Origin of the sequence: Marinobacter sp. (assembly GCF_965229985.1) — a bacterium.
GTDB lineage: Bacteria > Pseudomonadota > Gammaproteobacteria > Pseudomonadales > Oleiphilaceae > Marinobacter.
Genome location: NZ_OZ245935.1, coordinates 2,952,224 through 2,977,299, shown reverse-complemented (window position 1 = coordinate 2,977,299; position 25,076 = coordinate 2,952,224). Strand labels below are relative to the sequence as shown.

General features: G+C 58.3%; 24 protein-coding genes. 12 read left to right on the top strand and 12 right to left on the bottom strand.

Translation table 11 applies throughout. The annotated features are described in order from the left end of the window. Positions 1-168 precede the first annotated feature (168 nt). Positions 169-1,386, top strand: coding sequence for a BCCT family transporter (locus ACO06L_RS13620; RefSeq protein WP_202346209.1), 1,218 nt, complete (start codon positions 169-171; stop codon positions 1,384-1,386). A gap of 165 nt (positions 1,387-1,551) precedes the next feature. Further along, positions 1,552-2,115 (top strand): alkyl hydroperoxide reductase subunit C, encoded by a 564-nt coding sequence (ahpC, locus tag ACO06L_RS13615; protein WP_202346208.1) that lies wholly within the window; start codon positions 1,552-1,554, stop codon positions 2,113-2,115. A 77-nt stretch (positions 2,116-2,192) separates the two neighbouring features. On the opposite strand, the gene ACO06L_RS13610 is transcribed toward ahpC, so the two are convergent. Both ACO06L_RS13610 and ACO06L_RS13605 read right to left on the bottom strand, forming a co-directional pair. Continuing rightward, on the bottom strand, positions 2,193-2,669 hold the full coding sequence (locus tag ACO06L_RS13610; protein WP_202346207.1) for a peroxiredoxin: 477 nt from the start codon (positions 2,667-2,669) through the stop codon (positions 2,193-2,195). After that, positions 2,650-3,405: a DUF3581 domain-containing protein gene (locus tag ACO06L_RS13605; protein WP_202346206.1), complete on the bottom strand. Its 756-nt coding sequence runs from the start codon at positions 3,403-3,405 to the stop codon at positions 2,650-2,652. Before ACO06L_RS13605 ends, ACO06L_RS13610 begins: the two co-directional genes overlap by 20 nt. 258 nt (positions 3,406-3,663) lie before the next feature. Here ACO06L_RS13605 and ahpF point away from each other — a divergent pair, with 258 nt between their 5' ends. After that, on the top strand, positions 3,664-5,250 hold the full coding sequence (gene ahpF / locus ACO06L_RS13600) for an alkyl hydroperoxide reductase subunit F (protein WP_202346205.1): 1,587 nt from the start codon (positions 3,664-3,666) through the stop codon (positions 5,248-5,250). Between the two features lie 184 nt (positions 5,251-5,434). Continuing rightward, positions 5,435-6,559 carry an ABC transporter substrate-binding protein gene (locus ACO06L_RS13595; RefSeq protein ID WP_064229525.1) on the top strand — a complete coding sequence of 375 codons (1,125 nt, stop codon included), beginning with the start codon at positions 5,435-5,437 and terminating at the stop codon, positions 6,557-6,559. A 31-nt stretch (positions 6,560-6,590) separates the two neighbouring features. Here the strand turns inward: ACO06L_RS13595 and ACO06L_RS13590 are convergent, their stop codons facing one another. Next, positions 6,591-7,259, bottom strand: coding sequence for a transglutaminase-like domain-containing protein (locus ACO06L_RS13590; RefSeq protein ID WP_064229526.1), 669 nt, complete (start codon positions 7,257-7,259; stop codon positions 6,591-6,593). A gap of 116 nt (positions 7,260-7,375) precedes the next feature. Then, entirely contained in the window at positions 7,376-8,104 is a 729-nt protein-coding gene (locus tag ACO06L_RS13585) for a TrmH family RNA methyltransferase (protein ID WP_202346204.1), read from the bottom strand. 155 nt (positions 8,105-8,259) lie between these two features. Between ACO06L_RS13585 and rlmE the strand changes: the two genes are divergently transcribed. Continuing rightward, on the top strand, positions 8,260-8,880 hold the full coding sequence (gene rlmE, locus ACO06L_RS13580; protein WP_053113324.1) for a 23S rRNA (uridine(2552)-2'-O)-methyltransferase RlmE: 621 nt from the start codon (positions 8,260-8,262) through the stop codon (positions 8,878-8,880). 1 nt (position 8,881) lies between these two features. On the opposite strand, the gene ACO06L_RS13575 is transcribed toward rlmE, so the two are convergent. Continuing rightward, complete coding sequence (locus ACO06L_RS13575; protein ID WP_202346202.1) at positions 8,882-9,916, bottom strand: histone deacetylase family protein; 1,035 nt, start codon at positions 9,914-9,916, stop codon at positions 8,882-8,884. 145 nt (positions 9,917-10,061) lie between these two features. Here ACO06L_RS13575 and ACO06L_RS13570 point away from each other — a divergent pair, with 145 nt between their 5' ends. Next, on the top strand, positions 10,062-10,610 hold the full coding sequence (locus ACO06L_RS13570) for a YgjV family protein (RefSeq protein ID WP_064229530.1): 549 nt from the start codon (positions 10,062-10,064) through the stop codon (positions 10,608-10,610). Between the two features lie 8 nt (positions 10,611-10,618). Here ACO06L_RS13570 and ACO06L_RS13565 read toward each other — a convergent pair whose 3' ends face one another. Beyond that, complete coding sequence (locus ACO06L_RS13565) at positions 10,619-11,488, bottom strand: carbohydrate kinase family protein (protein WP_202346201.1); 870 nt, start codon at positions 11,486-11,488, stop codon at positions 10,619-10,621. Between the two features lie 212 nt (positions 11,489-11,700). On the opposite strand from ACO06L_RS13565, the gene ACO06L_RS13560 reads away from it, so the two are divergent. Next, on the top strand, positions 11,701-13,227 hold the full coding sequence (locus ACO06L_RS13560; RefSeq protein ID WP_202346200.1) for a flavin-containing monooxygenase: 1,527 nt from the start codon (positions 11,701-11,703) through the stop codon (positions 13,225-13,227). On the opposite strand, the gene mltF is transcribed toward ACO06L_RS13560, so the two are convergent. After that, positions 13,228-14,604, bottom strand: a complete 1,377-nt coding sequence (gene mltF / locus ACO06L_RS13555; protein WP_064229532.1) for a membrane-bound lytic murein transglycosylase MltF — start codon at positions 14,602-14,604, stop codon at positions 13,228-13,230. Between the two features lie 194 nt (positions 14,605-14,798). Here mltF and ACO06L_RS13550 point away from each other — a divergent pair, with 194 nt between their 5' ends. The 3 genes from ACO06L_RS13550 to ACO06L_RS13540 all read left to right on the top strand — a co-directional run bounded on the left by ACO06L_RS13550 (position 14,799) and on the right by ACO06L_RS13540 (position 17,880). Continuing rightward, complete coding sequence (locus ACO06L_RS13550; protein WP_202346199.1) at positions 14,799-15,719, top strand: lysophospholipid acyltransferase family protein; 921 nt, start codon at positions 14,799-14,801, stop codon at positions 15,717-15,719. A gap of 69 nt (positions 15,720-15,788) precedes the next feature. Then, a complete protein-coding gene (locus ACO06L_RS13545) occupies positions 15,789-16,244 on the top strand; it encodes a DUF302 domain-containing protein (RefSeq protein ID WP_202346198.1) in 456 nt (151 codons plus the stop codon). Positions 16,245-16,557: 313 nt separating this feature from the next. Further along, positions 16,558-17,880: a DEAD/DEAH box helicase gene (locus tag ACO06L_RS13540; protein WP_064229536.1), complete on the top strand. Its 1,323-nt coding sequence runs from the start codon at positions 16,558-16,560 to the stop codon at positions 17,878-17,880. A 149-nt stretch (positions 17,881-18,029) separates the two neighbouring features. On the opposite strand, the gene ACO06L_RS13535 is transcribed toward ACO06L_RS13540, so the two are convergent. Both ACO06L_RS13535 and ACO06L_RS13530 read right to left on the bottom strand, forming a co-directional pair. After that, positions 18,030-18,752 carry an OmpW/AlkL family protein gene (locus ACO06L_RS13535; protein WP_202346197.1) on the bottom strand — a complete coding sequence of 241 codons (723 nt, stop codon included), beginning with the start codon at positions 18,750-18,752 and terminating at the stop codon, positions 18,030-18,032. A 167-nt stretch (positions 18,753-18,919) separates the two neighbouring features. Beyond that, the gene (locus ACO06L_RS13530; RefSeq protein WP_064229538.1) at positions 18,920-19,390 is read right to left on the bottom strand and encodes a winged helix-turn-helix transcriptional regulator; all 471 of its coding nucleotides are present in this window, start codon (positions 19,388-19,390) and stop codon (positions 18,920-18,922) included. An 89-nt stretch (positions 19,391-19,479) separates the two neighbouring features. Between ACO06L_RS13530 and ACO06L_RS13525 the strand changes: the two genes are divergently transcribed. Together ACO06L_RS13525 and bamE are read left to right on the top strand one after the other, a co-directional pair. Continuing rightward, the gene (locus ACO06L_RS13525) at positions 19,480-20,592 is read left to right on the top strand and encodes an NADH:flavin oxidoreductase (RefSeq protein WP_202346196.1); all 1,113 of its coding nucleotides are present in this window, start codon (positions 19,480-19,482) and stop codon (positions 20,590-20,592) included. Between the two features lie 154 nt (positions 20,593-20,746). Continuing rightward, on the top strand, positions 20,747-21,052 hold the full coding sequence (bamE, locus tag ACO06L_RS13520) for an outer membrane protein assembly factor BamE domain-containing protein (protein WP_202346556.1): 306 nt from the start codon (positions 20,747-20,749) through the stop codon (positions 21,050-21,052). Between the two features lie 30 nt (positions 21,053-21,082). Here the strand turns inward: bamE and pntB are convergent, their stop codons facing one another. The 3 genes from pntB to ACO06L_RS13505 form a co-directional block, all read right to left on the bottom strand. Further along, positions 21,083-22,474 (bottom strand): Re/Si-specific NAD(P)(+) transhydrogenase subunit beta, encoded by a 1,392-nt coding sequence (gene pntB / locus ACO06L_RS13515; protein WP_202346195.1) that lies wholly within the window; start codon positions 22,472-22,474, stop codon positions 21,083-21,085. A 12-nt stretch (positions 22,475-22,486) separates the two neighbouring features. Continuing rightward, positions 22,487-24,064, bottom strand: a complete 1,578-nt coding sequence (locus ACO06L_RS13510) for a Re/Si-specific NAD(P)(+) transhydrogenase subunit alpha (RefSeq protein WP_202346194.1) — start codon at positions 24,062-24,064, stop codon at positions 22,487-22,489. A 104-nt stretch (positions 24,065-24,168) separates the two neighbouring features. Then, positions 24,169-24,801: a TetR family transcriptional regulator gene (locus ACO06L_RS13505; protein ID WP_202346555.1), complete on the bottom strand. Its 633-nt coding sequence runs from the start codon at positions 24,799-24,801 to the stop codon at positions 24,169-24,171. Positions 24,802-25,076: the final 275 nt, after the last annotated feature.

Below are 25,076 nucleotides of genomic sequence, written 5' to 3'. Positions count from 1 at the left end.
GCCCGGGGTTTTGCAAGCCCTCAGGATTTCCCTATCAGCGCGACGGTGTTCTGCCGTTTTCGGGCGCCCGATAGGCAAGTCCTGGGTTTGTGTCCGATTCGAACCAAGTAGAGGAGGAACACCCATGCTGTTCACTATAATGATGACAAATAACTGGAGGTGCAGCGCATGACACTCTGGTTATCCGCAGGTCTGATCTTCACCTTCGCCGCCATTGTGCTGATTCTGTACAAATGGTGGGACATCCAGTGCATCGGCGTAACGCCGGTCAGAACTTTCACCTTTATTGCCATCCTGTTCACCTCCGGTCTGGATGTGGGGCTGATCATGTTCCCGCTGACCGAGTTCGGTGGCTATGGCGATCTCTCTGCCAGCCCGGAGTACGGCTTTGCCAATCCGCTGGCTATCGAATTCGGGTTCTGGGCGTTCCTGATCTGGGGCTTCTATTTCCTGACCTGTTTTTACTTCGCGATCATCGAGCCGCGGGTGCAGTTCTTTGAAATCCCACTGGTGAAGATTGTGAATAACGTGGTGATCATCGGCACCTGCGCTTTCACCGCCTATCTGTTGCTGGTGAATCTGCCCTGGTATCTGCCCATGTTGGGTGATGGCGAGTCCGTGGTGCCGGCGTTCTACTTCATCGTGTTTGCTGCGATTGCGCTGGCGGTCTACTCCAGCTCCAAGATCAAGTATGTGCGCATTCTCAGCCTGGGTTCGAGCCTGTTGTTCATTGCCCTGATTGTGGGCATGTGGTTCCGGGCGTTTGTAATGGGTGCCGGCTCGCCGGCGGATTTCTTTGGCACAGCCGGACTGATCGGTGAGTACTTCGCCAACATTCATCAGTTTGCCCTGCCCATCAATGACTACCACGAGTTCTACCTGTTCTGGTGGTTTGCCTGGAGCATCATGATCGGCCAGTTTACGGCCCGCTTCGTGAGTGGTATCCGCACCTGGCAGCTGTTGATCGCCATGCTGGTGGTACCGTCCATCGCCATCGGTGTGTGGTTTACCGTGCTTTACCACTACCACGCGGAAGGCCTGCAGATTGCGGCGTTCACCAACCTTGCCATGATCTCAGTGGGTGTGTTGATGGTGGTGAACTCGCTGGATTCACTTATCCGGCTGTACACCGACAACCTGAATCTCACCGCTCAGCGCCTGGGAAGGGCGAACTATGTGGTGTTCAATTTCCTGGCCATGGTTGGCCTGACCATGCTGTTCCAGCTGGATTTTTTGCGGATTCAGTGGGTTGGCGCCCTGGTGATTGCCCTGTATTTCGGCTGTTTCGTCTACATCCTGGCGAAGAAACGGGCAGAAGTCGCTGCCATTAAAGCGTCACCGAAAGAGAATATTCTGGACTTCGGAAAGATTGAACTGGCGGGTTAAGGCCCCATAAACGGAGTGGCGGAAGGAGATTCCTGGCCGGAAACCAGAGATAGGTAAAACCTATCTCTGGTTTGGGAATTATCAATTTTATCCGCATCCTCGATATCCGTACCTTATGCGCCATCAATTCACTAACTTATGAATCCATCAACAAGGAGTTTTTTAATGGGCATCATTAACAGCGAAATCAAACCGTTCAACGCCACCGCTTTCAAAAACGGCGAGTTCGTTGAGATCAGCGAAGCCGACGTACAAGGCAAGTGGGCGGTCTTTTTCTTCTACCCGGCCGACTTCACCTTCGTTTGCCCGACCGAGCTGGGCGACGTTGCAGACAAGTACGAAGAGCTGCAGAAGCTCGGCGTTGAAGTGTTCTCCGTGTCTACCGACACTCACTTCACCCATAAGGCATGGCACGACAGCTCTGAAACCATCGGCAAGATCCAGTACTACATGGTAGGCGACCAGACGGGCACCATCACCAACAACTTCGGTGTTATGCGTGAAGGCCAGGGCCTGGCAGACCGCGCTACCTTCCTGATCGATCCGGATGGTGTTATTCAGGCGATGGAAATCACCGCTGAAGGTATTGGCCGTGATGCAGACGACCTGATGCGCAAGGTTAAAGCGGCCCAGTACGTTCGCAACCATCCCGGCGAAGTATGCCCGGCCAAATGGAAAGAAGGCGAAGAAACACTGGCTCCGTCTCTGGACCTGGTTGGCAAGATCTAAGCTACCCTTCGGGAAAGCTTATGAACGAAAAACCCCGGATTTTCCGGGGTTTTTTGTGTCTGGAGAAAAGCTATCGCTCAGAGCGACTCTAGAATGGTTTCGGCGCTGGTGAGGTCGAGCCCCTGAGGATCTACGTGAAGCAGCTCCACCTTGCCGTCGTTGACGATCATGGCATAGCGCTGGCTGCGAATGCCCATGCCATTGGCGGTGCGGTCCTGGGTCAGGTCCAGAGCCTTGGCGAACTCTGCCAGGCCATCGGCCAGCATCACGATCTCATCGGCATTGTGGGCCTTACCCCAGGCGTCCATTACGAAGGCATCGTTGACCGATGTGCAGACGATGGTGTCTACGCCTTTGGCGCGCAGTTTGTCGGCATTTACCACAAAACCGGGCAAATGGGCGGCTGAACAGGTGGGGGTGAACGCACCCGGTACCGCGAAAAGGACGGCTTTCTTGCCGGCAAAGAGCTCGCCGGTGCGGACTTTCTCCGGACCTTTTTCGCCCATTACCTGAAGTTCGATATCTGGAAGGGCATCACCCGGCTGAATTGGCATTGCTGTTGTCTCCACTGTTGTCCTTGTTGAAATAGTCGGCGCCACGGGCCTTCAGGCGATAGAACTCTTCAATCACACCCGCCATCGCCTCAGGACAGTAGGGCCGAAGACCACTTAATACGAGCCGTTTGGTCACTTCGCCCACCGGCTTTTTGTCGGCGGTCAGGCGGTATTCCAGAAGAACGTTCCCGCGCTTGCCGGCCGCCTCGAGCGTCGCGTTGTGCAACTCCAGGCCGGGGGAGGGCAGATCCAGGTTATCCAGGGCCAGGCTCATGCTCTCGTACATCACCATGGGGCGGTCGGGATTGAACATCACCCCGTTCGACTCCATTAACGGTTTGAGAGTATGGGGGAAGTTTTTCCCGGAGGCCGCCACGTAGGCACGGGTAATGGTCTCGATCAGCTGTTCATCGTTGGTGGTGGCGCCGCTGCGAGCCACCTCGATATAGACTTTTCCGGCATCGTCGCAGACTTCTATTGTGTCCGCGGTTTCAACGAACTTGAGCGGTACATTCTCTCCGAGCAGGCTGCGGAACCGGAAAGTCATGTTTTCCGAAAGCCCGAAGCGCGCCAGCACGATGGCAAAAAGCAGGTCGCCGGGAACACAGAAACGGCGGGCATCCGGATCATGGATGGGATTGAAATCCCCGGCGATTTCCTTGGCGAACTGGCTGGCTTGCAGGGCGGAAATTACGACGTGTCCGTCCTGGACGGAGTGGAAACGGTCTAGAAACATGCGTTGCCTATTCTGGGTACCAGAGAATGATGTTGCGACGTTGTTACAACATCATACTGCGGCAGGCATACCGCTGGATATGCGCTATTGGTCAAGCTCTGTTGGCGGCGGGCCGTAAGGTATAGCAAAGTTCTATCAAACAGTTTGGGTCAATTAATTTGAGCATTGGACTGCCGGACCGTATCTTTGCACCAACTTCAATTGACCACCGTATTTTTTCAAATACTTAGTTTCGAGATTTAAAGGAGAAGTCAGAACATGTTGGATGCCAATATCAAGGAACAGCTTAAAGCCTACATGGACAAGCTGCAGCAGCCGATCGAGCTGGTCGCAGCCTATGACGACAGCAAGAAGTCCCAGGAACTCCGGGAGCTGCTGGAAGAACTGGAACCGATGTCTTCCAAGATCAGCCTGCGCACCGAAGAGTCCAATGATGTGCGTCGTCCCTCCTTCGCCATCAACCGTGTAGGTACCGATATTGGCGTTCGCTTTGCCGGCATTCCCATGGGCCATGAGTTCACCTCGCTGGTGCTGGCGCTGTTGCAGGTGGGCGGTCATCCCTCCAAGGCGTCCCAGGATGTGATCGAGCAGATCCAGTCGCTGGAAGGCCGCTTCGAGTTCGAAACCTATTTCTCGCTCTCCTGCCAGAACTGCCCGGATGTGGTTCAGGCCCTGAACCTGATGAGCGTGTTGAACCCGAACGTCAAAAACACCTCCATTGACGGTGCCCTGTTCCAGGATGAAGTGGAACAGCGTGAAGTGATGGCGGTTCCCAGCGTTTACATGAACGGCGAGCCCTGGGGCCAGGGCCGTATGACCCTGGAAGAGATTGTCGCCAAACTGGACACCAGCTCCAGCGAGAAAGACGCAGAAAAGATCAACCAGAAAGACGCCTTCGAGGTTCTGGTGATTGGTGGTGGCCCGGCCGGCGCCTCTGCTGCCATCTACGCGGCCCGGAAGGGAATCTCCACCGGTATCGCGGCGGAGCGTTTTGGTGGCCAGGTGGCGGACACCATGGGCATCGAGAACCTGATCTCCGTGCCTTATACCGAAGGCCCGAAGCTGGTTGCGGCCATGGAGCAGCACGTCAAGGAGTACGACGTGGATATCATGAACATGCAGCGTGCCGAGAAGCTGATTCCGGCCTCACGCCCGGGCATGCCCCACGAAGTACGGTTGGAAAACGGTGCAACTCTCAAGGCACGCAGCCTGGTGCTGTCCACCGGCGCGCGCTGGCGCCAGATGGGCGTGCCGGGAGAGGAAGAGTATCGCAACAAGGGTGTGGCCTACTGCCCGCACTGTGACGGTCCTCTGTTCAAGGGCAAGCGTGTTGCCGTCATTGGCGGAGGTAACTCAGGTGTGGAAGCGGCCATCGACCTCGCCGGCATCGTGGGTCATGTGACCCTGATCGAATTCGGTGCCGAGATGCGCGCTGATGAAGTGTTGCAGAAGAAACTGCGCAGCCTGAAGAACGTGGAAATCATCACCTCCGGACAGACCACGGAGATCACCGGCGAAAACGGCAAGGTTAATGGCCTGAACTACACCGATCGTACCTCCGGAGAGCAGCATCACATCTCCCTTGAAGGTGTGTTCGTGCAGATTGGCCTCGTACCCAACACCGAATGGCTCAAGGGTGACATCGAACTGAGTCAGCACGGCGAGATTATCGTTAACGATCGCAATGAAACGTCCATCCCGGGTGTGTTTGCCGCGGGTGATGCGACGACCGTGCCTTACAAGCAGATCGTGATCTCCATGGGTGAAGGTTCCAAGGCAGCGTTGAGTGCCTTTGACTTCCTGATTCGCAACTCCGTGGATGAAAGCGAAGAAGAAGCGGCGTAAACCAGAAAACAGTCGCCTGATGAGAGAGAAGCACCGGAGCGATCCGGTGCTTTTTTATTTGCCGAGCATTCGCTCCGAACTGAGACATTGGTTACCGATCCGCGCTTGTCTGTTACACGACAGCTCGGTAGTTTAGGCCCCTTAAAACCAACACCGCCAGATCGTCCAGAGGGTGATTCGTTTCATGAGGTCCTATCCAGCCCGCTTGCTGATCGGTTTCCTGCTCCTGCTGACAGGCTCTTTTGCTCATGCCGGCCCCAGGCCCAGTGTTGTTTTCCTGTCGCCGGATGACTCCCGGTTCTGGCAAATGGTGGCCGGATTCATGGAGGCGGTGGCGGAGGATCTTGAGGTTGACCTGGAGGTTCAATACGATCGGGAGAGTCATCGATTCAGCTATCTTCGCATGGCGAAGGACGTCCTGAGCCGCGAAGAGAAGCCCGACTACCTGTTGTTCATGTGCAAGGAGCATGTCACCGAATCCATGCTCAGGCTCACGGATGGGGCAGGCGTAAAGGCGTTTACCTTCAATACTGATGTACCAGACGCCGCCCGGGCCAGCATTGGTATGCCCCGAACCGTCTTGCCGGGCTGGCTCGGCCACCTTTCTCCGGACAATATTGCCGCCGGCCGTGTCCTGGTGACGCTGCTGGGCAAACAGGCCGAACAGTTGGGGCTCGCCTCCGAACCCAGCATTCCCATGGTAGCCCTGTCGGGAACTCTGGATTCCTCTGCTGCCAAGGATAGGAACCGGGGGTTGCTGGCGGCTGCCGTCCAGCAGCGCAGTGAACTCCTGCAACTGGTATATGCGAACTGGAGCCGTGACCTGGCCCGGGAAAAAACCGAAGTCCTGCTGAAACGTTATCCGAATACCGCCTCCATCTGGAGCGCGAGCGATGGAATGGCACTTGGCGCCATTGAAGCCGCCCAAAATGCCGGTCGGGCTCCGGGCAAAGACCTGTTGGTGGGCGGCATAGACTGGGAACCCGAGGCCCTGGAAAAAATCCGGCAGGGGGAGTTGCTGGCCAGTATGGGCCAACATTTCATGGGCGGTGGACTTGCCTTGCTCCTGCTGCATGACTATCACCATGGCCGGGATTTCGGTGATATGTCACCGGACTACGTATTCCGCTACGAGCTGGAACCTGCAACCCGGGACAATATTGACCAGGTGCAGCGTATTATGGACCCGGAGAATTGGAGCGCCGTTGATTTCCGGCAGTTCAGCCGCGTTGGTCAGATGGGGACGGCGAAGTCAGTGCCTGGCCCTGATGCCCTGTTGGATGCGATGACGGGGGCGCTGGCACGGTAGAGGTGCGGCGTTGCCTCGATCAGAGGAGGCTCTAGGACTTCGATACGTCCTGCACGAGACTCCCTTCGGGAATTGCAGGTTCCTCCTCGCCGGCAAAGAGATGGCCGTAGGCCGCCCGCACACCGGAGACGATGAATTCATGGGGCACATCGTCGAACAGGCCATGGTCGTTCACATACTCCATATGCGCATGGCCGTCCTCCGTGTACTCCTGGAACATGGAATCGTGCACCCCATCGAATTCCAGCGGCTCCACCTTCATCAGCTCGCACAGTTGCCGATTGAACGCCGGCGTCGCCTTGACCCATTGTCCGTTCAGGAAGAGTTCGATGTACCCGTGCATACGGAAAATGTCCGACTGCAGCCATTCGATCAGTTTCGGGCTTGAGAGATGGTTGCGCACATCGGCCAGCCCCAGCCGGCTGGGTACGCCAATGGATCGCGCGGCGGCGCCCAGCAGAACCGCCTTCGGGATGCAGTAGGTCTCGCCGCTTTCCAGGGCGTAGCTGGCACTGAACGTGTTGGCATCGGTCCGGAACACGTAGGGGTTGTAGCTGATGCTGTCACGAACAGCGAGATAGAGCGCCTTGATCTGTTCCACCGGCTCATCAGGAACACCCTCCAGCTGTGACTCGATCCAGGCTTTCAGCCGGGGATGGTCATAGTCAAAAAAGGCGGTGGGCTGGAGATAGCGTTCCATAGGCATCAGTCCGGTCTCGGGATCAGACCCTGATCGTGCTCAATTGGCGGCCGACAGGCAATGGCGGTATCCGCCAGAACGATTGGGGAAAGTGCTCACAGCATGGGGTTTGCAGTCTAGAGGTCTCGCATTAATTCGTAGGTGCACATATTGACCGCTGAGGCCAGGTTCAGGGATTCGATCTGTCCCTGGCCGCGAATGCTGTACCGCACCGCCTTCAATTGATCGAGGGCCTCCCGCGGCACACCCCGGGCCTCGTTGCCAAACAGATAACAGTCGTGTTCCCTGAAGCCCCGGGATGCCATCGAACCGCCATTGAGGTCGAGGCAGGCAAGGCTCTGGTATCGGTCGGGAAGGCTGGCCAGATCAACGTCGGTTTCAAGCGGGACGTGAAAGAGCGCGCCCATGCTGGCTCGCACCACCTTCGGATTGAAGGGGTCCACACTGCCGGGGCTCAACAGACACCGGAAACCGCCGAACCAGGCGAGGGTGCGCAGAATCGTACCCAGGTTGCCGGGGTCCTGAACCTCATGCAGGTAAATCGCTTTTTCCCCGGGCACCGGTTCAGCCGGGCGCTCCGGCATGGGCACCACCGCCAGAATCCCCTGGGGTGTCCGGGTGTCGGCGAGCTGTGCCATCTGGCGATCGCTGATGACCTGAGTCCTGAACGGGCTCTGCCAGTGCTCATAGGCACCGGTGACGTAGAGCTGCGAGGCTTCCAGAGCAGGTTGGCGGGCGGCGGTTTTCTGCAGTTCAAGAATCAGGTGCTCGCCCTCAACGAGGTAGTGGCCAAACGACTGCCGGTACTTTTTCTGGTGCAGCTTTTTGATGTCGGCCAGATTCACTAGGGCGGTCTCCCGTCAGGTAGGCTGGGTGGGTTCTGAAAATCACAGATTGCTGGCCGGATTGTACGTGTGGCCGGCCCGGTTGTCAGGATTTTGCCGCCGCCCGGCGCGGCACGTACAATTAGCGCCTGGCTTTCCCGTTTTGAAGAGACCCCATGGCCCGATCCAAAAGCAGTAACCGCTGGCTTGAAGAGCACGTAAACGACCCCTTCGTGAAACAGGCGCAGGTGGACGGCTACCGCTCACGTGCCAGTTACAAGCTTCTTGAAATCAACAAGAAGGACCGGCTGATCCACCCCAACATGGTGGTGGTGGATCTGGGTTCCGCCCCCGGTGGCTGGTCCCAGGTGGCGGCCAAACTGGTGGGCCACAAGGGCCGCGTGATTGCCTCCGACATCCTGCCCATGGATGCCATTGCCGGCGTGGATTTTATCCAGGGTGATTTCACCGAGAACGATGTGTTCGAGTCAATCATGGCCACCCTGGGCGATGACCCGGTGGACGTGGTGATTTCCGACATGGCGCCGAACATCAGCGGCGTGACCGTTGCCGACCAAGCCGCCTCCATGTACCTGGTGGAACTGGCCCTGGACATGGCAAGCCAGGTACTCAAGCCCAAAGGCAGCTTCCTGGCCAAGGTGTTTCAGGGCGAAGGGTACGACGAGTACCTGAAATCCGTACGTGCCGTCTTCGACAAGGTTGTGGTGCGCAAACCGGATTCCTCCCGCTCACGTTCCCGGGAAGTCTACATCCTCGGCAAGGGCTTCAAGGGCTGATTCAGTCTGCAGCCCTGTCGAACCCTTGCATGACGTTGACCGCATTGACGCCGATGGCATCGACATCGTAACCGCCTTCCATGGTAAAGACGGTTGGTAGTCCAAGCCGGGCAAGTCGCTCGCCCAGGGTCAGGTAATCACCGGATTTCAGCTTGAAGAACGAAATCGGGTCGTCCTCGAAGGTATCCACCCCTAACGCAACCACCACGGCCTCGGGGGCAAACGCCTGAATTCGCTCACAGGCTTTCTCCAGACCCTGGCTCCAGACGCTGTAGGGCGTGTTGGGTGGGTACACGATGTTCAGGTTGTAGCCCTCGCCATCGCCTTCACCGGTCTCATCCTCGAATCCCAGGAAGTGGGGGAATACCAGGTCCGGGTCGCCGTGCAGGCTGATGGTCAGCACGTCGCGGCGATTGTAGAAAATCGCCTGGGTGCCGTTGCCGTGGTGGAAGTCCACATCCAGCACGGCGACCTTGCCATAGCCCTGGTCACGAAAGGCCTGGGCCACGATGGCGGCATTGTTGAAGAAACAGTAACCGCCGAACAGATCGGCGTGGGCATGGTGTCCGGGCGGACGGCACAGGGCAAAGGCGGCGCGCTCGCCTTCGGCCACCAGTTTCTGGGCGGTCAGGGCCACATTGGCGGAAGCCCGGGCGGCTTCCCAGGTGCCGTCTGAAATCGAGGTCTCCGCCGCAAAGCTGTAGTAGCCCAGCCGGCCGTCGATGTCCCTGGGCAGCCGATGGCGCATGCCGCGCCCGGCCCAGACCGCCGGGATGGCTTCCCCCGGTTTGCCGGCCGCCAGCCATTCCTGCCAGCAGGTCTCCAGGAAAGCCACATAATCGGCCGTGTGCACCCGTTTGACGGGTTCCAGACCAAATTCTTCCGGTTCCAGAATCTCTCCAAGGGCCTGATCCTTCACCCGTGCCAGGATGGTTTCCGCCCGCGAGGGTTTTTCGTGGGGCTCGATCAGCAGGCCGCCATCCAGTTCGGTTTTGACATGGCGGCGGCTGTGCAGTGGCGAGAAAACGGTTTTCATGGTCGGGGACAGTCCTGGCTCAAAGGTGCGAATTACTGTGGCACACGGTGCTCCGTGGCTCAATTCCGGTAATTATGTCAGGCTGAAGCCTTTTCCGGGGAGAAGGGATTTCCGTTATGGCAACAAACAGATACACCGTTGGACTATGACTGAGTTTATAGCAGATATGACCCTCGCCGAGGGACTGGGTCAGCTTTGTGGCCTGGTGGCCCTGGGGTTCTGCATTGCCGGCTTCGCCAACAAGAATGACGACCGGCTGATGGTGCTGCTGATCTCGGCCAACGTTGCCTTCGCTCTGATGTTTGCATTCTTCGAGAGCTGGACGGCGTCGGCACTGACGGTACTGGTGATCCTGCGCATTACCCTGGCCCGCAAATACCAGGGCAACTGGCAGATCATGTTGGCTATGCTGGCGGTCAATCTGGTGGTCGCCTGGGCGACCTGGAAATCGATCACTGACGTGTTCCCGCTGGCTGCCGCGGTTTTCGGCACCGTGGGCATGTTCATGCTCCGGGGTATTCCCCTGCGAATCGTGCTTGGGTTTGCGGCCCTGGCCTGGATGCTCAACAACATCGTGATCGGCTCCGTGGGTGGTACCCTGGCCGAGGGTATGGTGCTGGTCACCAACATCATCACCATCATCCGGCTCTATCGGCTGCAGAAGAAATACCCCGATTTTAACCCGGGTAGCTGATTCGGGTTTCAGGCCACCCGCTGTGGATTCAGCTCCGGAGAGGCCAGTTCCCGTGAGGTGACACACAGCGCCCCGGCAATGGCTCCGGCCCTGAGGCAGTCGGTCAGTTCTGCACCCTGCAGGTAGCGGTGCAGGAAACCGCTGAAAAAGGCATCGCCGGCGCCGTTGGTATCGATCACCCCGGAGACTGCAACCGCTGGCTGCTCCAGCCATTGCCTTTCGCTGGTCAGCAGTGTCGCCCCCGCCGAGCCGTGAGTGCATACCACGAACTCCTTGCCCCGCTGGATCAACCTTTCCATGGTGGTGCGGTAGTCCGGAAGATTGTCGCTGGACAGGAAGATTACCCGGGCGGCCTCTACAAAGGGTTCATGGTAGGTGTTGTGTCCGTCGTAGTCGTGCAGGTCGGTCCAGATGGGCGTGCCCGCAGCCTTCAGCCACGGCAGGGCAGATCGGGTGTAACCGAGGATGTTCACCACCGCCAGTGAGCACTCTGACAGTACCTGTTGCGCCTGCGTCCAGTCGACGTGTTCAGGCTCCGGGGGCGGCTGGATGAACAGTGAAATGCGGTTGCCGTCCGAGGACATCAGGTTGACATGCTGTTCGGTCGGGGCGGCAGTCTTTTCGGTCAGAAGCCGGATCCTGGAGTGGCCGAGCGCTGCCTGAATTTGCTGGCCTTCCGTATCCCTGCCCAGCAATGTGTGAAAGACCACCGGTTGCCCGAGGGCCGCCAGGTTCAGGCTTTTGCCAGCGCCGGTGCTGCCGAGGGCCCGGTAGCTTTCGGTGGGCCAGATGGTCTGGGGCTGCGGTGTCGGCAGTTCGGGCAGGTGAATGATGGTGTCCAGCGAAGCGCCGCCAAGAATAAGGATCGGTTTTGTCATGGTGGTCTCGTCCACAATCCAGGAGGAAACGTCATTGTAGGCAGGGTTTCGATTCCGCAAATCCTCCCTCTGACTACGCCCCCGGTTAGCGACTGACTGAAACAACCGGGGGCCGGGACCAATTTGGCCAATTTCCCGGCAGCCCGGCCTGAGCTATCTTGACTGCAGGCCATTGATTATAAAAAGCGGACTGGAATCCGAGAGGACAGGCAATGAGTAACCAGCATTTCGATGTACTGATCATCGGCGCCGGCGTTTCCGGCATTGGCATGGCGTGTCACCTGAAACATGAATGCCCCGGGAAATCATTTGCCATCCTTGAGCGCCGTCAGTCCCTGGGTGGCACCTGGGACCTGTTCCGTTACCCGGGTATCCGGTCGGACTCGGACATGTTCACCTTTGGCTACAATTTCCGCCCCTGGACCGGTGGCAAGGTGCTGGCCGATGGTGCGTCGATCAAGAATTATGTGGCGGAGACCGCGAGGGAACACGACGTTGAGCGCCACATCCGCTTTGGCCTGGCGGTCAAAACGGCGGACTGGTCGGGCGTCGACAAATGCTGGAAGCTCACGGCCCTGAACGAAGAAACCGGCGAAACCGAGCACTACACCGCCAGCTTTATGGTCGGGTGTACCGGCTACTACAATTATGATCAGGGCTACAAACCGGACTTCCCCGGCGAAAGTGATTTCCGTGGCCAGATTGTGCACCCGCAGCACTGGCCGGAGGGTCTCGACTACACAGGCAAGAAGGTGGTGGTCATTGGCAGCGGCGCAACCGCGATCACCCTGGTGCCGACCATGGCGGAGACGGCCGCGCACGTAACCATGCTTCAGCGCTCACCCACCTATCTGATGCCGTTGCCCTCCACCGACAAGCTGACTCTGGCCCTGCAGAAAATTCTGCCCGAGAAAACCGCCTACCGGCTGACCCGGGCCCGGAATATTTCCATCTCCCGTTTTTTATACCAGCGTTCCAGAAAGAGCCCGCAGTTCATGCGTCGGCTGTTCCTGAGCATTATCAAACGCAAGGTGGGCAACACTGCTGACATGCGGCATTTCACCCCGGATTACAATCCCTGGGACCAGCGCCTGTGTGTGGTGAAAGACGGGGATCTTTTCCATGCCATGAAAGCGGGCAAGGCCTCCATCGCCACCGATCATATTGACCGCTTCACAGAAACCGGCATCCGCCTGAAATCGGGCGAGGAACTGGCGGCTGACATCATCATTCCGGCCACCGGCCTGGATATCCAGATGCTGGGAGGTATCCGGCCGACCGTGGATGGTGAAGAGGTGGTGATGAAAGACAAGGTCATCTACAAGAATGTGATGGTGGAGGGCGTACCCAATGCCGGCATGATCTTCGGGTACACCAACATCTCCTGGACCCTGAAGGTGGACATTGCCGCCGAGTACCTGTGCCGGCTGATGAACCTGATGGACAAGCGTGGCTATCGAAGCGTGGTGGCCCGGGATACCGAAAACAGTCGCGGCGACGACACGGTCCTGGGGTCCCTCAATGCCGGCTACATCAACCGCGCCGCTGATCGTCTCCCCCGCCAGGGTACCCACGGGCCCTGGAAGTCCTCCCAGAATTACCTGGAAGATGTGAAAATCCTGCGCTTTGAGCCTATCGAGGATGGCTATCTGGAACTCGACGGCAAGCGGACCCACGCCAGTCAGAAAGAGTCCGGTGGTTTCCTGCGGCCCCTGCGCTCGGCCCTGTTCGGAACCTGATCACTCAAAGGCCGAACGTATAACGTCCCGGTAGTTGCGGATACGCTGCACGTAGTGCACGGGCTCGTAGCCACGGGCGTATCCGTAACGGGTGCTGGGGTAGTATCGCTTGTCAGCCTTGAGGGGTAAAACCTCGGTCATTTCCTGCCAGGAGTCCGGGTTTTTGTTCAGGGTTCGAGCCAGTTCCCGGGCATCCAGAAGATGGCCCCGGCCGATGTTGTAGCTGGCCAGCGCCAGAAAGGTGCGGTCCGGCTCCGGAATGGTCTCGGGCAGGCGGCGGTGCCGGTCGGCCAGGTACCGTGCTCCGCCATCAATGGCAGCATCTGGGTCCAGCCGGTTGGTCACACCCAGTGATTCGGCGGTTCGTCGGGTCAGCATCATGATGCCACGGACTCCGGTGGGGGATTTTGCTGCAGGGTCCCAGTGGGACTCCTGGTAAGCGAGGGCGGCCAGCAGGTCTGCGGGCATCCCGGTTTTGGCCTCGGCTTCCCGGAATTGATCAATGAATTCGGGTAGCCGATCCTCAATCCGACGGTTCAGTGCCCGCAGATCGACAAAATCGAAATCACCGATATAGGAATAGTAGCGGTTTTCCATCAGGCCTATGGCTTCATCGCCATCGACGCTGTTCATCCACTCGTGGGCATCCGAGCCCAGATCTTCTGAACCCTTGGGCAGGTACCAGCCCAGATTGCGGCCCTCTGTGAGCGTCATTGCCACTTCCAGATGCGGGAAGTGCCGGCGCATCACCTGAACAATGTTGGAATCGGCGACGGTACAGCCGACGTCCTGCTCGGCAACATCCGAGAGAATTACTTCTGTCGTGCGGTCTGCATCTTCCTGAAAGCCGATGCCCGGGTGTTGCTCATTGAGCTTGTTCAGGGTTTCAACATAGCTGGAGCCGGCGGTCACCACAATATCGGTGCCCGGGATGTCCTCGGGTTTCCGGGGCATGGGGCGCGCATCGCGATGGCAGACCAGTTGCTCGGTAATCTCGGTGTGGGCCGGGCCCCGGGCGAAACGCTCATCCCGGGAGGCCAGGTGAGTCAGCCCGGCTGCCGCCAGATGGGTGTCGCCGGACTCCAGCGCAGCCAGAACCTCGCTGGTGGATTCCAGCATGTTCCATTCCACCTGCCAGCCACGCTGTTCGGCATAGGCGCTGATCAGCGCATGCTCGGGACCGACGGGATTTTCGTGGCGATCCAGATAATAGGTGGTGGAGCCGTTGCGGGTGGCGACTTTGAGTGTCCCGGTTTCCGACGGTGGTCTGAGCTCTGCTGTCGGCTGTGTTGTCGTCTGTTGGCTGTTATTTTCACTGCAGCCGGCGAATACGAGCGGCAGGATCAGAATGCCTGGGGCGAACTTCCATCGGGGCATGGCGGGGAGTTTCCTGTTTTTGTAGGATGGCTTCTACGTATTAACACGTATCTCCTTTAGACCATACTCCTGGATTCCGGAATTGGATCCTCTTCTTGGCCAACAGAACCAATGAGGATCTCAAGTATCCCGCCAGCAGAGAATGTGTCAGGCTGAACACCCCTTCTTTACTACAGATCACAGGCGACCGTTGTATGGCCTCCGGTAGAAAAAGTAGAAAACGCTCTCTCTGGCATCCCACTTTCTGGGGGGCCTGGGCTCTGGTCTTCTTGCTCTGGCTGTTGTCATTTTTGCCAATGGGACTGAAGCAGCGATTCGGTCGCTGGCTGGGCAGGCTGCTTTCCAGAAAAATGCGATCCCGTGCCAGGGTTGCGGACGCCAATCTGGCGGCTTGCATGCCGGAACTGGATGAAGCAACCCGCAGCCAACTGGTTGAGGACGCCTTCGTGGCCTCTGCACGGGGTGTTCTTGAAAGCGTTCATGCCTGGTGGCGGAACATGACGCCCTATTGCGAGAGCGCCTCGGTGTATGGCACCGAGCACCTTGAAGAAGCGAAACGACGCGGCAAGGGGGTGCTGCTGATTGGTGGGCATTACAGTATTTTTGATTTCGCACTGCCCTTGATTGCCTGCAAGCTCGAGAAGCCCGGTTACATGTATCGCCCCAACAACAACCCGGTGATCGACCGTATGATCGAACGCGGCCGCCGACGCCATTTTGGTATCCGGCCATTTACCAAGCGCCAGATCAGACCGATGTTGTCTTTCCTCAAAGAAGGGGGGCAGGTCTGGTTCGCCTGTGACCAGGATTTCGGCAACAAGTCGGAGGTGTTTGTGCCCTTCTTCGGGGTTAGTGCCGGCTGCATCACGTCGCCAAGCTTCATTGCCAGGGAGTCCGGTGCCGCCGTCATCTGCGTGAGTCATCTGCGAATGCCCGATGGCAGTTACCGGGTGGTTTTCTCTCCGATTCAGGAGTCCTTCGGCGAACATCCGGAACAGGACGCCAAAGTCTGGAACCGTTTCATTGAAGCCACCGTTCGTGAGCAGCCCGATCAGTACCTCTGGCTGCACAAGCGCTTCAAGAGCAGGCCGGAAGGTGCGGCAGCGATCTACTGAAGACCTTTTATGCGTAACGCTTTACGCTGTTCTATGCTCAAGACTTCAGCAAATGTTCAGGAGAATCCCATGCGCTGCATTCTCAGACTGGTTCTCGTGGCATCAACCCTGTTGTTCGCCACGCTCACTCATGCCGCAGATGGGCTGATCGCGGTGAAAAGCAGTCACGATGTCAAAGCGACGGCGGACAAACTCGAGTCTGTGCTGAAGGAGAAGGGCATGACGGTCATGGCCCGAGTTAATCATCAGCAGGGCGCCGAAAAAGCCGGTCTGGCGTTGCGTCCGACCGAAGTGGTTATTTTCGGCAATCCCAAAGTCGGTACGCCACTGATGCAGTGCGCCCAGAGTGTTGCCATCGACCTGCCCCAGAAAGCCCTGATCTGGGAGGATGCCAACGGTGAGGTATGGCTGGGGTACAACGATCCGCAATACTTGAAGAGCCGCCATGGCATTGAAGGATGCGATGAGGTGCTCGATAAAGTGAGTGGCGCATTGGGGAATTTTGCCAAAGCGGCCACTCAATAGATAAGCACATATCAGCTGCCCCTGAGCCGCTTGAATACGGGAGGGTTACCGCCAGGTTCCTTCGGATGCTTATTATAATCACCTATGGCTAATTGCCCGGACCTCTGTTACTGTGCCTGCATCCTGCCTCTAGGGATTCCGCAGTTTAAGGCTTTAGGCCCGTGCGACCTTTCCATACGACCTGTCAGAGGACGTCACCCCGATAACGGCGCGTGACCGTAGTCGTCTTTTATTCCATGAATGTTCATGGCATCTGCCCGCATTCACCGAGAACGGTGGTCGTGGAGGCAGAATAATCAAGAGTTGATCCAATATGAGTTTTTCTTCACTCGGTTTGTCCGAGCAGCTGGTTCGTGCCACGTCTGACCAGGGTTATGAAACCCCGTCTCCCATTCAGGCCCAGGCCATTCCCGCCGTGCTTTCTGGCCGGGACGTTATGGCTGCTGCCCAGACCGGTACCGGCAAAACCGCCGGTTTTACCTTGCCCTTGCTGCAGCGTCTGGGTGAAAACCCGCGCACCGGCAAAGGCCCCCGCGCCCTGATCCTGACGCCCACCCGTGAACTGGCGGCGCAGGTTCATGACAGCGTGAATCTTTACAGCAAATACATTCCCACCAAGGCCGCGGTGGTCTTCGGCGGTGTGAAAATCAATCCGCAGATGATGAAGCTGCGAAAAGGCCTGGACGTGCTGGTAGCAACACCGGGCCGTCTGATGGACCTGTATCAGCAGAACGCTGTGCGCTTCAACGAGGTGGAAATCCTGGTTCTGGACGAAGCCGACCGCATGCTGGACATGGGCTTTATCCGCGACATCCGCAAGATCCTTTCGCTGTTGCCGGCCAAGCGCCAGAACCTGCTGTTCTCCGCCACCTTCTCGAACGAGATTCGTACCCTGGCAGAAGGTCTGCTGGATAACCCGGTTCAGGTTGAAGTCGCGGCCCGAAATACCTCTGCCGAAAACATCAAGCAGTCTGTCTACCCGGTGGATCAGAGCCAGAAAACCGCCCTGCTGAGCAAGCTGGTGCGTGACAACAGTTGGGATCAGGTGCTGGTGTTTACCCGCACCAAGCATGGTGCCAACCGCCTGACCCAGAAACTGGAGAAGGACGGCATCACTGCCGCCGCCATCCATGGCAACAAGTCCCAGGGTGCCCGTACCCGCGCGCTGGCGGACTTCAAGGCTGGTGAGATTCGCGTGCTGGTGGCAACGGATATCGCTGCTCGTGGTCTGGACATCAAGCAGCTGCCCCAGGTGGTGAACTTTGAACTGCCCAACGTGCCGGAAGATTACGTGCACCGTATCGGCCGTACTGGCCGTGCCGGTGAAAGTGGTCACGCCCTGTCGCTGGTCAGTGCCGATGAAGGCAAGATGCTTGCCGGTATCGAAAGGCTGATCAAGAAGCAGCTGCCGCGTACGGAAGTGGAAGGCTTTGAGCCGACCAACAACCTGCCGCTGAAACCCAAGGCGAAGGCCGATCCCAGCCGCGCCCGTAACCGTAATGGTAACGGCGGTGGTAATGGTCGTCCCGGCGGAAAGCCCAAAAGCTTCGGTGCCAAGCCAGGTGGTCGCAGCGGTGGCCGTAGCCAGAATGGCGGTGGCCAGCGGAGTCGTCCGGCTCAGCGCCAGAGCGCCTGAGGGCTGATTGGCAGTTAATAAAAACGGAGCTTCGGCTCCGTTTTTCTGTTTTCAGGTAGGCAAAAAAAGGCGGGGCCGGAGAAGCCCCGCATAGGAAAACGCACCTTCCGCCAGCCAACAGACCGTGGCGACCGGCGGAGGCACGGGGATCAGAACTTGTAGGACACGCCTACCATATAGACCCAGGGGTCGATATCCACGTCGATAGTGCTGGTATCGGCGACTGCATTACCCGCGTAGGCATTGATGGTGGCTTCGGTGTCGATGTCGATCCACCAGACCGCTGCGTTGATGCCAACGTTTTCGGTAATCATGTAATCAAGACCAATTTCGGCGGCCAGACCAAAGCTGTCATCCAGCTCAATGTCGGTGCCATCAATACCCGGGTTGCCGGCCACAGCATCATAGGTAGTGGTTAGTGTCTGGGTGGTCTTCTCTTCAAAGAAGTTGGTGTAGTTTACGCCGGCGCCAACATAGGGCTGGAATTTGCTACCACTGGGCATCGGGAAGTATTGCAGCGTGATGGTGGGCGGCAAGTGCTTGGTTTCTGCCAGTTTGCCAGTACCACCTAGGGCTGCTCCGTCACCATTGATGTCGTGTTTGAACGGGGTTGCAGCGAGTACGCCAACGGCGAACTGGTTGGTCAGCATGTAGCTGGCGGTCAGTCCCAGCTGGCTGTTGGAATCGACGCTGACCTTGGCGCCATCAATTTCGCCGAGAGCGTTGGAGTTCAAGTTGCTGCTGGAAGAATCCGGATCAACCGTTGCCACACCAACGCGGCCAATGAAATCACCAGCTTCGTACGCCTGAACAGCGGGAGCAGCAGCCATAACCGCTGCAGCCAGAACACCAAGTTTGAATGTACGGGACATATCCATCTCCTTAACCTGAATCGTTGATGACTGCAGATTAATGACATCGGGAAATGGAAACTTGATTTAGCGCAAGAATGCCCGGGCAGGGGGGTGAGTTTGATCAGCGGATTGATACAACTCAAAAAAATGGACGGTGGTGCGCCGACTGCGGCTTTTGCGGATGGTCAGGCCGAGTTCTTTTTTCGGACTGGCAGGCTTTCTTCCGGCACAAACACATCGCGAATGGACAGGGCCTGGCCATCGGCGTCCTGTACTTCCACCGTGTGTATCGGGCGACCGGTGGCGCGGTCGCGCAGGTCCAGCGGAGCCTCATCCGGGGCGGGGTTCCATTTATCTCCCCACTGGCGAAGCGCGATCACCACCGGGAAAAGATCCCGGCCTTTTTCGGTCAGGCGGTATTCGAAGCGTGATCCGTGTTCGCCCACATCGACCTTGCGCAGAACTTCATTGTCCACCAGCCGCGCCAGGCGGTCGCAGAGGATATTCTTGGCAATGCCGAGTTCCTGTTGGAAATCCACAAACCGGCGGGTGCCATACATGGCATGCAGTACAATCAGGAGGGACCACCAGTCACCCACTTCATTGAGGGCGCGGGCGACGGAACAGCTGGAGTCATCAAAACGTTTTCTGGCCATGTCGGGAGTGTACCGAATAGGGTTGCATTTTAAAACCAGATTTAATAGGGTTGCTTTACGAAACCAAATTAGTGAGGTTGCACACTATCATGACCATGAATCTTGGCCCGCTTTTCGAACCGTTTGAACTCCACAACCTCAAGCTGCGTAACCGTGTGGCCATGGCCCCGATGACCCGCAACTTCTCGCCCAACGGTGTTCCGGGTAAGGACGTGGTGGCCTACTACCGTCGCCGTGCCGAAGCCGGCGTTGGCCTGGTCATCACCGAAGGCACCACGGTGAACCACCCCGCTGCCAGTGGGTATCCGAACGTACCGGCGTTTCATGGCACCGACGCTCTTGAAGGCTGGAAGAACGTCGTCGACGCCGTGCACGAGGCCGGTGGCACGATTTTCCCGCAGCTTTGGCACGTGGGCGCCGTCAGGAAGGAGGGTACGCCTCCGGATCCCTTTGTTCCCGGTTACAGCCCGTCTGGGCTGTTTGCGCCAGGCAAGCCCAACGGCAAGGCCATGAGCAAAGAGGACATCGAGGACGTCATCACCGCGTTTGCCGATGCCGCCCAGGATGCCAAAGCCCTCGGTTTTGATGGTGTCGAGATTCACGGTGCCCATGGCTACCTGCTGGACCAGTTCCTGTGGGAAGGCACCAACCAGCGGGACGATGAATACGGCGGCTCTATGGAAAACCGCCTGCGTTTTGTTGTCGAGATTGTTGAGGCAGTGCGCCACCGCGTCGGGCCTGATTTCCCGATCATGCTGCGGTTCTCCCAGTGGAAGCAGCAGGATTACGAAGCCAAACTGGTTGATAGCCCTGAGGAACTGGAACGGTTCCTGAAGCCACTGGTGGAAGCCGGTGTAGATATTTTCCACGCCTCCACCCGCCGTTTCTGGGAGCCGGAATTTGAAGGCTCGGATCTGAATCTCGCAGGCTGGACCCAGAAGCTCTCCGGCAAGCCGACTATGTCCGTGGGCAGTGTCGGGCTGACCGAAGATTTCATCAGCGGCACCTTTGCCAGCAAGCAGGAAGCGGTTGAGAAAGCCGGAATCGATGAACTGGTGGAGCGCATGAACAACCACGAGTTCGAGCTGATTGCGGTTGGTCGGGCACTTCTGCAGGATCCCGAGTGGCTGATCAAGGTGAAAGAAGGCCGCCTGAACGAAGTGGAATCCTTCGCCAAGAAGTCCCTCGCCAAGCTGTATTGATTATCCCCTTCGATCGGACGATCGAATCCTGCCGCAGCGCCTCCGGGCCTGCGGCTTTTTTTGCTCCCGAATCCTGTCGTCTTCGTAATCGCGTCTGAACAGAGACACGTTATGATGGGTGAAACTCACCCGAAAATGAGGGATTGGTATGTCGATGATTGGTTCGGTTAAAACGCTGGGCGTGGCCTTGATGATGGCGGCCATGGTGGGCTGTGCGACTGTCGGCAAAGACTTCGCCACCCACAATGTGGACCAGATCCAGATTGGTGAAACCACCCGGGCCGATATTCAGGAGATGTTCGGCGAGCCGTGGCGCACCGGGATCGAAGACGGCAAACGCACCTGGACCTATGGCAAGTACAAGTGGTCTGCCTTCGGTGATGCGGAAACCACTGATCTGGTGGTGCGATTCAACCAGGACGGCACCGTGTCGTCCTACGTGTACAACACCACCGAATAACTCCCGAAGTAAACTGGCGCGGGGCTGCCCTCAGCCCCGCAAGCCTCCTACCAGCTTATCGATGCTGTCCTTGGCATCCCCGAACAGCATACGGGCGTTGTCCTTGAAGAACAGCGGATTCTCCACCCCGGAATAGCCGGTGGCCATGCCCCGCTTGAGGATAACCACCTGGTGGGCCTTCCAGACCTCCAGCACCGGCATGCCGGCAATCGGGCTGCCCGGATCCTCGGCGGCGGCCGGGTTCACGGTGTCGTTGGCGCCGATGACCAGCACCACGTCAGTATTCGGGAAGTCGTCGTTAATCTCGTCCATTTCCAGCACGATGTCATAAGGTACGTGGGCTTCCGCCAATAGCACGTTCATGTGTCCTGGCAGACGGCCGGCCACCGGATGGATGCCAAAGCGCACGTTTACGCCACGGTCCCGAAGGATCTTGGTCATTTCGCTGACGCCGTTCTGTGCCTGGGCGACAGCCATGCCATAACCGGGCACGATGATCACCGACTGGGCGTTGCGCAGTTCTTCACAGACGTCATCGACACTGGATTCGTGCACCGTCTGGTCAGCATCCGCGGCCGCCGAACTGCTGCTGGTCTGGCCGAAGCCACCGAGAATCACGCTGATGAACGAGCGGTTCATGGCCTTGCACATGATGTAGCTGAGAATGGCACCGCTGCTGCCCACCAGGGCACCAACAACAATCAGCAGATCATTGCCTAGCATGAAACCGATGGAAGCGGCTGCCCACCCGGAGTAACTGTTAAGCATCGACACCACCACCGGCATGTCGGCGCCGCCGATGGCCATGATCAGGTGAATGCCGAGGACTGAGGCAATGGCGGTCATCAGGATCAGGGCAACAATACCCAGGGCCATGTTTTCAGTACCCAGGAACCAGGCCCCCAGCAAGACGCAGACAATGATCGCTGCCAGATTCATCAGGTGCCGGCCGGGCAGGGTGAGCGCCTTGCTGTCGATTCGGCCATCCAGTTTGCCGCAGGCCACCAGTGAACCGGTGAAGGTAATGGCGCCTATGAAGATGCCGACAAACACCTCCACCAGTTTGATGGTGTGCTCGGTACCGGATGTGGTAATCAACGGCTCGATATAACCGGAAAACCCCACCAATACCGCCGCCAGACCCACAAAACTGTGGAGCAGGGCCACCAACTGCGGCATCTGGGTCATTTCCACTTTGTTGGCGATGGGAATGCCAATGCCGACACCGAGCAACACGGCAATGATGATGGCGGTGATGCCTCCATCTACGCTGGCCAGGGTAGCCCCTACCGCGACGATAATGCCGGCGACGCCGTAGAGATTACCGCGCCGGGCCGATTCCTGGTGGCTGAGGCCACCCAGGCTCAGAATAAACAAGATACTTGCGACCACGTAGGCCACGCTCACCAGTCCTGTGCTCATATCGGGCGCCTCCTACTTCCGGAACATTTTGAGCATGCGATGGGTGACCCGGAAGCCACCGCCCACGTTGATGCTGGCAATCAGCACCGCCACAAAGGCCATGATCCCGACGGCAACGTTCTCCGCCTGTGCCAAGTGCAGAATCGCACCGATCACGATAATGCCGCTGATGGCGTTGGTAACGCTCATCAGGGGGGTATGCAGCGAAGGGGTTACGTTCCAGATCACCTGCCAGCCAATAAAGCAGGCCAGTACGAACACAGTGAAGTGTTGCAGGAAGCTTTCCGGCGCGTGGGCGCCCACTCCGTAGAGCGCCAGGGCCGTTACCACCAGAAGAACGCCCTTGCCGATCAGGCTGCGGCGGTCTGCGTCCTTCTTGGCGGCCGCTTTTGCTTCGGCTGAAGGCTCCTCGGTGCCCGGTGCGGGTTTGGGGCTGACCGGCGATTCCGGTTTTGGGGGTGGCCAGGTGATGTCGTCCTCGTGCACCACTGTCAGGCCACGGATGACTTCGTCCTCCATGTTCACCAGTGGCTGACCGTCCTTTTCCGGTGTCAGCTCGGTGAGCAGATGCACCAGGTTGGTGGCGTACAGGTCACTGGCCACCTTGGCCATGCGGCTGGGCAGGTCGGTGTAGCCGATCAGGGTAACGCCGTGTTGATGGGCGACTTTGCCCGGTTCGGTCAGCTCACAGTTACCGCCCCGCTCGGAGGCCAGATCCACGATCACGCTGCCGGGCTTCATGGATTTCACCATGTCGGCGGTGATCAGTTTCGGCGCTGGCTTGCCGGGAATCAGGGCGGTGGTGATGATGATATCCACCTCTTCCGCCTGCTCTGCGAACAGCGCCATTTCAGCCTTGATGAACTCGTCACTCATCTGCTTGGCGTAACCACCGCTGCCGCTGCCTTCCTCGTCACCGAAATCCAGTTCCAGGAACTCGGCCCCCATGCTCTCGACCTGTTCCTTCACTTCCAGGCGGGTATCGAAGGCCCGAACGATAGCGCCCATGCTGTTGGCCGCGCCAATGGCTGCCAGGCCAGCCACCCCTGCACCGATGACCATGACTTTCGCGGGCGGCACCTTGCCAGCAGCGGTAACCTGCCCGGTAAAGAAACGCCCGAAGTGGTTCGCCGCCTCGATCACCGCCCGATAGCCGGCGATGTTGGCCATGGCGCTGAGGGCGTCCATCTTCTGGGCGCGGCTGATGCGGGGCAGGCTGTCGATGGCGAAAGACGTGATCTTTCTGGCGGCCAGCTTTTCCAGCAATTCCGGACTCTGGGCCGGCCAGATGTAGCTGACCAGAAACGCCCCCTCCTTCATCAAATCCGCTTCGTGTTTGCCCAGAGCGGGATTCTCCATGGGCGCCCGGACCTTCAGAATAAAGTCCGCTTCTTTCCACAGCGAGCTGGTGTCGGCTGCGATGGCTGCGCCCACTTTTTCATAGGCGGCATCGGAGTAGTTCGCCGCCTCGCCGGCGCCGCCTTCCACGATCACGTCGTAACCAAGTCCGATTAACTTGTGAACAGAGGGTGGCGTCGCGGCCACTCGTCGCTCGTCCTCAAAGATTTCCTTGGGGATACCGATTTTCATTATTGGCGTGCCTCCGGATTTCCCGATCAATCACTTGTTCTGGTTATCTACATACTAGTGCAGGTTGCCAGATCTGCCCGGAAAGCGGAGTTATCGGAGGTATATCAGCTCTGCCTCAGGGCGAGGCGTTCGACTTCCGTTTGCGACAGGTGATCAAGCATCGCACCCCGGAACTGCCGATTGATGAAGTGTTCGGTTTCGGTCTGGATGGTTTCCCGCTGGGCAGGTTTCTCGATGTAATCCATGGCCCGGAAAAGGATGTAGCGGATGGTCATGCGGGAGATTTCATGAATGGTCTCGGGCGGCACGGCGCTCACCAGTTGCCGCTCGATAATGTCTTCGGCCATTTCCCGGGCGCTGGCTTCAAGCTGTGATTCAAGGGCCCGGCGCAGTATCGGGGAGGGGCCGTGGAGTTCCCGCACGGCCACGGTGGTGGCCGCCGGATTGGCCAGGAAATAGTGGTACACAAACGCCACCGTGTCCCGCGATGCCTGTTCGGAAGAATCCGCCATCTGCCGCAGATCCCGGACCCCGGCTTTCATTTCCTCGGCAATGTAACCCAGTACCTGCAGGCCGAATTCATCCAGGCTCTTGAAGTGTCGGTAAAAGGTATTCGGGTTCAGCCCCGCTTCCCGGGCAAGCTCCCGCAGTCCCAGCGACGTCAGGCCCCGGGTTTCGGTAATCAGCCGAAGCGCGGCCTGAATGAGTTTGAGTTTTCCGCCGGCTATTGTTTTCACGTTGTCCTCTATTTCCGGGGCAAGGGCCGCGTTGGCGGGCGTTCCGAAAACCGCTGTGAATACGTCCCTGTACGCTTGCTCTCCGCCATCCATGGCTCCGAGCATTTTCGGAACGCCCGCCAACACGGTCCCCGGGCAATGGTATAGGCCTGCCAGAGTCCAAACCAATGTTTAAGGGCGGGCCTGGATGAGTCTGACGGTCGTTTGTGGGAAGGGCTTCCAAAACTGTCTCTCGCCATGGATGGCGAGAGCCAAGCGTCACAGGGATGTGCCGC

What these genes read in the sequence shown, in the direction of transcription:
- ACO06L_RS13620 (WP_202346209.1), top strand. Translation starts at nt 169, where the DNA reads ATGACACTCTGGTTATCCGCAGGTCTGATCTTCACCTTCGCCGCCATT.
- ahpC (WP_202346208.1), top strand. Translation starts at nt 1,552, where the DNA reads ATGGGCATCATTAACAGCGAAATCAAACCGTTCAACGCCACCGCTTTC.
- ACO06L_RS13610 (WP_202346207.1), bottom strand. Translation starts at nt 2,669, where the DNA reads ATGCCAATTCAGCCGGGTGATGCCCTTCCAGATATCGAACTTCAGGTA.
- ACO06L_RS13605 (WP_202346206.1), bottom strand. Translation starts at nt 3,405, where the DNA reads ATGTTTCTAGACCGTTTCCACTCCGTCCAGGACGGACACGTCGTAATT.
- ahpF (WP_202346205.1), top strand. Translation starts at nt 3,664, where the DNA reads ATGTTGGATGCCAATATCAAGGAACAGCTTAAAGCCTACATGGACAAG.
- ACO06L_RS13595 (WP_064229525.1), top strand. Translation starts at nt 5,435, where the DNA reads ATGAGGTCCTATCCAGCCCGCTTGCTGATCGGTTTCCTGCTCCTGCTG.
- ACO06L_RS13590 (WP_064229526.1), bottom strand. Translation starts at nt 7,259, where the DNA reads ATGGAACGCTATCTCCAGCCCACCGCCTTTTTTGACTATGACCATCCC.
- rlmE (WP_053113324.1), top strand. Translation starts at nt 8,260, where the DNA reads ATGGCCCGATCCAAAAGCAGTAACCGCTGGCTTGAAGAGCACGTAAAC.
- ACO06L_RS13575 (WP_202346202.1), bottom strand. Translation starts at nt 9,916, where the DNA reads ATGAAAACCGTTTTCTCGCCACTGCACAGCCGCCGCCATGTCAAAACC.
- ACO06L_RS13570 (WP_064229530.1), top strand. Translation starts at nt 10,062, where the DNA reads ATGACTGAGTTTATAGCAGATATGACCCTCGCCGAGGGACTGGGTCAG.
- ACO06L_RS13565 (WP_202346201.1), bottom strand. Translation starts at nt 11,488, where the DNA reads ATGACAAAACCGATCCTTATTCTTGGCGGCGCTTCGCTGGACACCATC.
- ACO06L_RS13560 (WP_202346200.1), top strand. Translation starts at nt 11,701, where the DNA reads ATGAGTAACCAGCATTTCGATGTACTGATCATCGGCGCCGGCGTTTCC.
- mltF (WP_064229532.1), bottom strand. Translation starts at nt 14,604, where the DNA reads ATGCCCCGATGGAAGTTCGCCCCAGGCATTCTGATCCTGCCGCTCGTA.
- ACO06L_RS13550 (WP_202346199.1), top strand. Translation starts at nt 14,799, where the DNA reads ATGGCCTCCGGTAGAAAAAGTAGAAAACGCTCTCTCTGGCATCCCACT.
- ACO06L_RS13545 (WP_202346198.1), top strand. Translation starts at nt 15,789, where the DNA reads ATGCGCTGCATTCTCAGACTGGTTCTCGTGGCATCAACCCTGTTGTTC.
- ACO06L_RS13540 (WP_064229536.1), top strand. Translation starts at nt 16,558, where the DNA reads ATGAGTTTTTCTTCACTCGGTTTGTCCGAGCAGCTGGTTCGTGCCACG.
- ACO06L_RS13535 (WP_202346197.1), bottom strand. Translation starts at nt 18,752, where the DNA reads ATGTCCCGTACATTCAAACTTGGTGTTCTGGCTGCAGCGGTTATGGCT.
- ACO06L_RS13530 (WP_064229538.1), bottom strand. Translation starts at nt 19,390, where the DNA reads ATGGCCAGAAAACGTTTTGATGACTCCAGCTGTTCCGTCGCCCGCGCC.
- ACO06L_RS13525 (WP_202346196.1), top strand. Translation starts at nt 19,480, where the DNA reads ATGACCATGAATCTTGGCCCGCTTTTCGAACCGTTTGAACTCCACAAC.
- bamE (WP_202346556.1), top strand. Translation starts at nt 20,747, where the DNA reads ATGATTGGTTCGGTTAAAACGCTGGGCGTGGCCTTGATGATGGCGGCC.
- pntB (WP_202346195.1), bottom strand. Translation starts at nt 22,474, where the DNA reads ATGAGCACAGGACTGGTGAGCGTGGCCTACGTGGTCGCAAGTATCTTG.
- ACO06L_RS13510 (WP_202346194.1), bottom strand. Translation starts at nt 24,064, where the DNA reads ATGAAAATCGGTATCCCCAAGGAAATCTTTGAGGACGAGCGACGAGTG.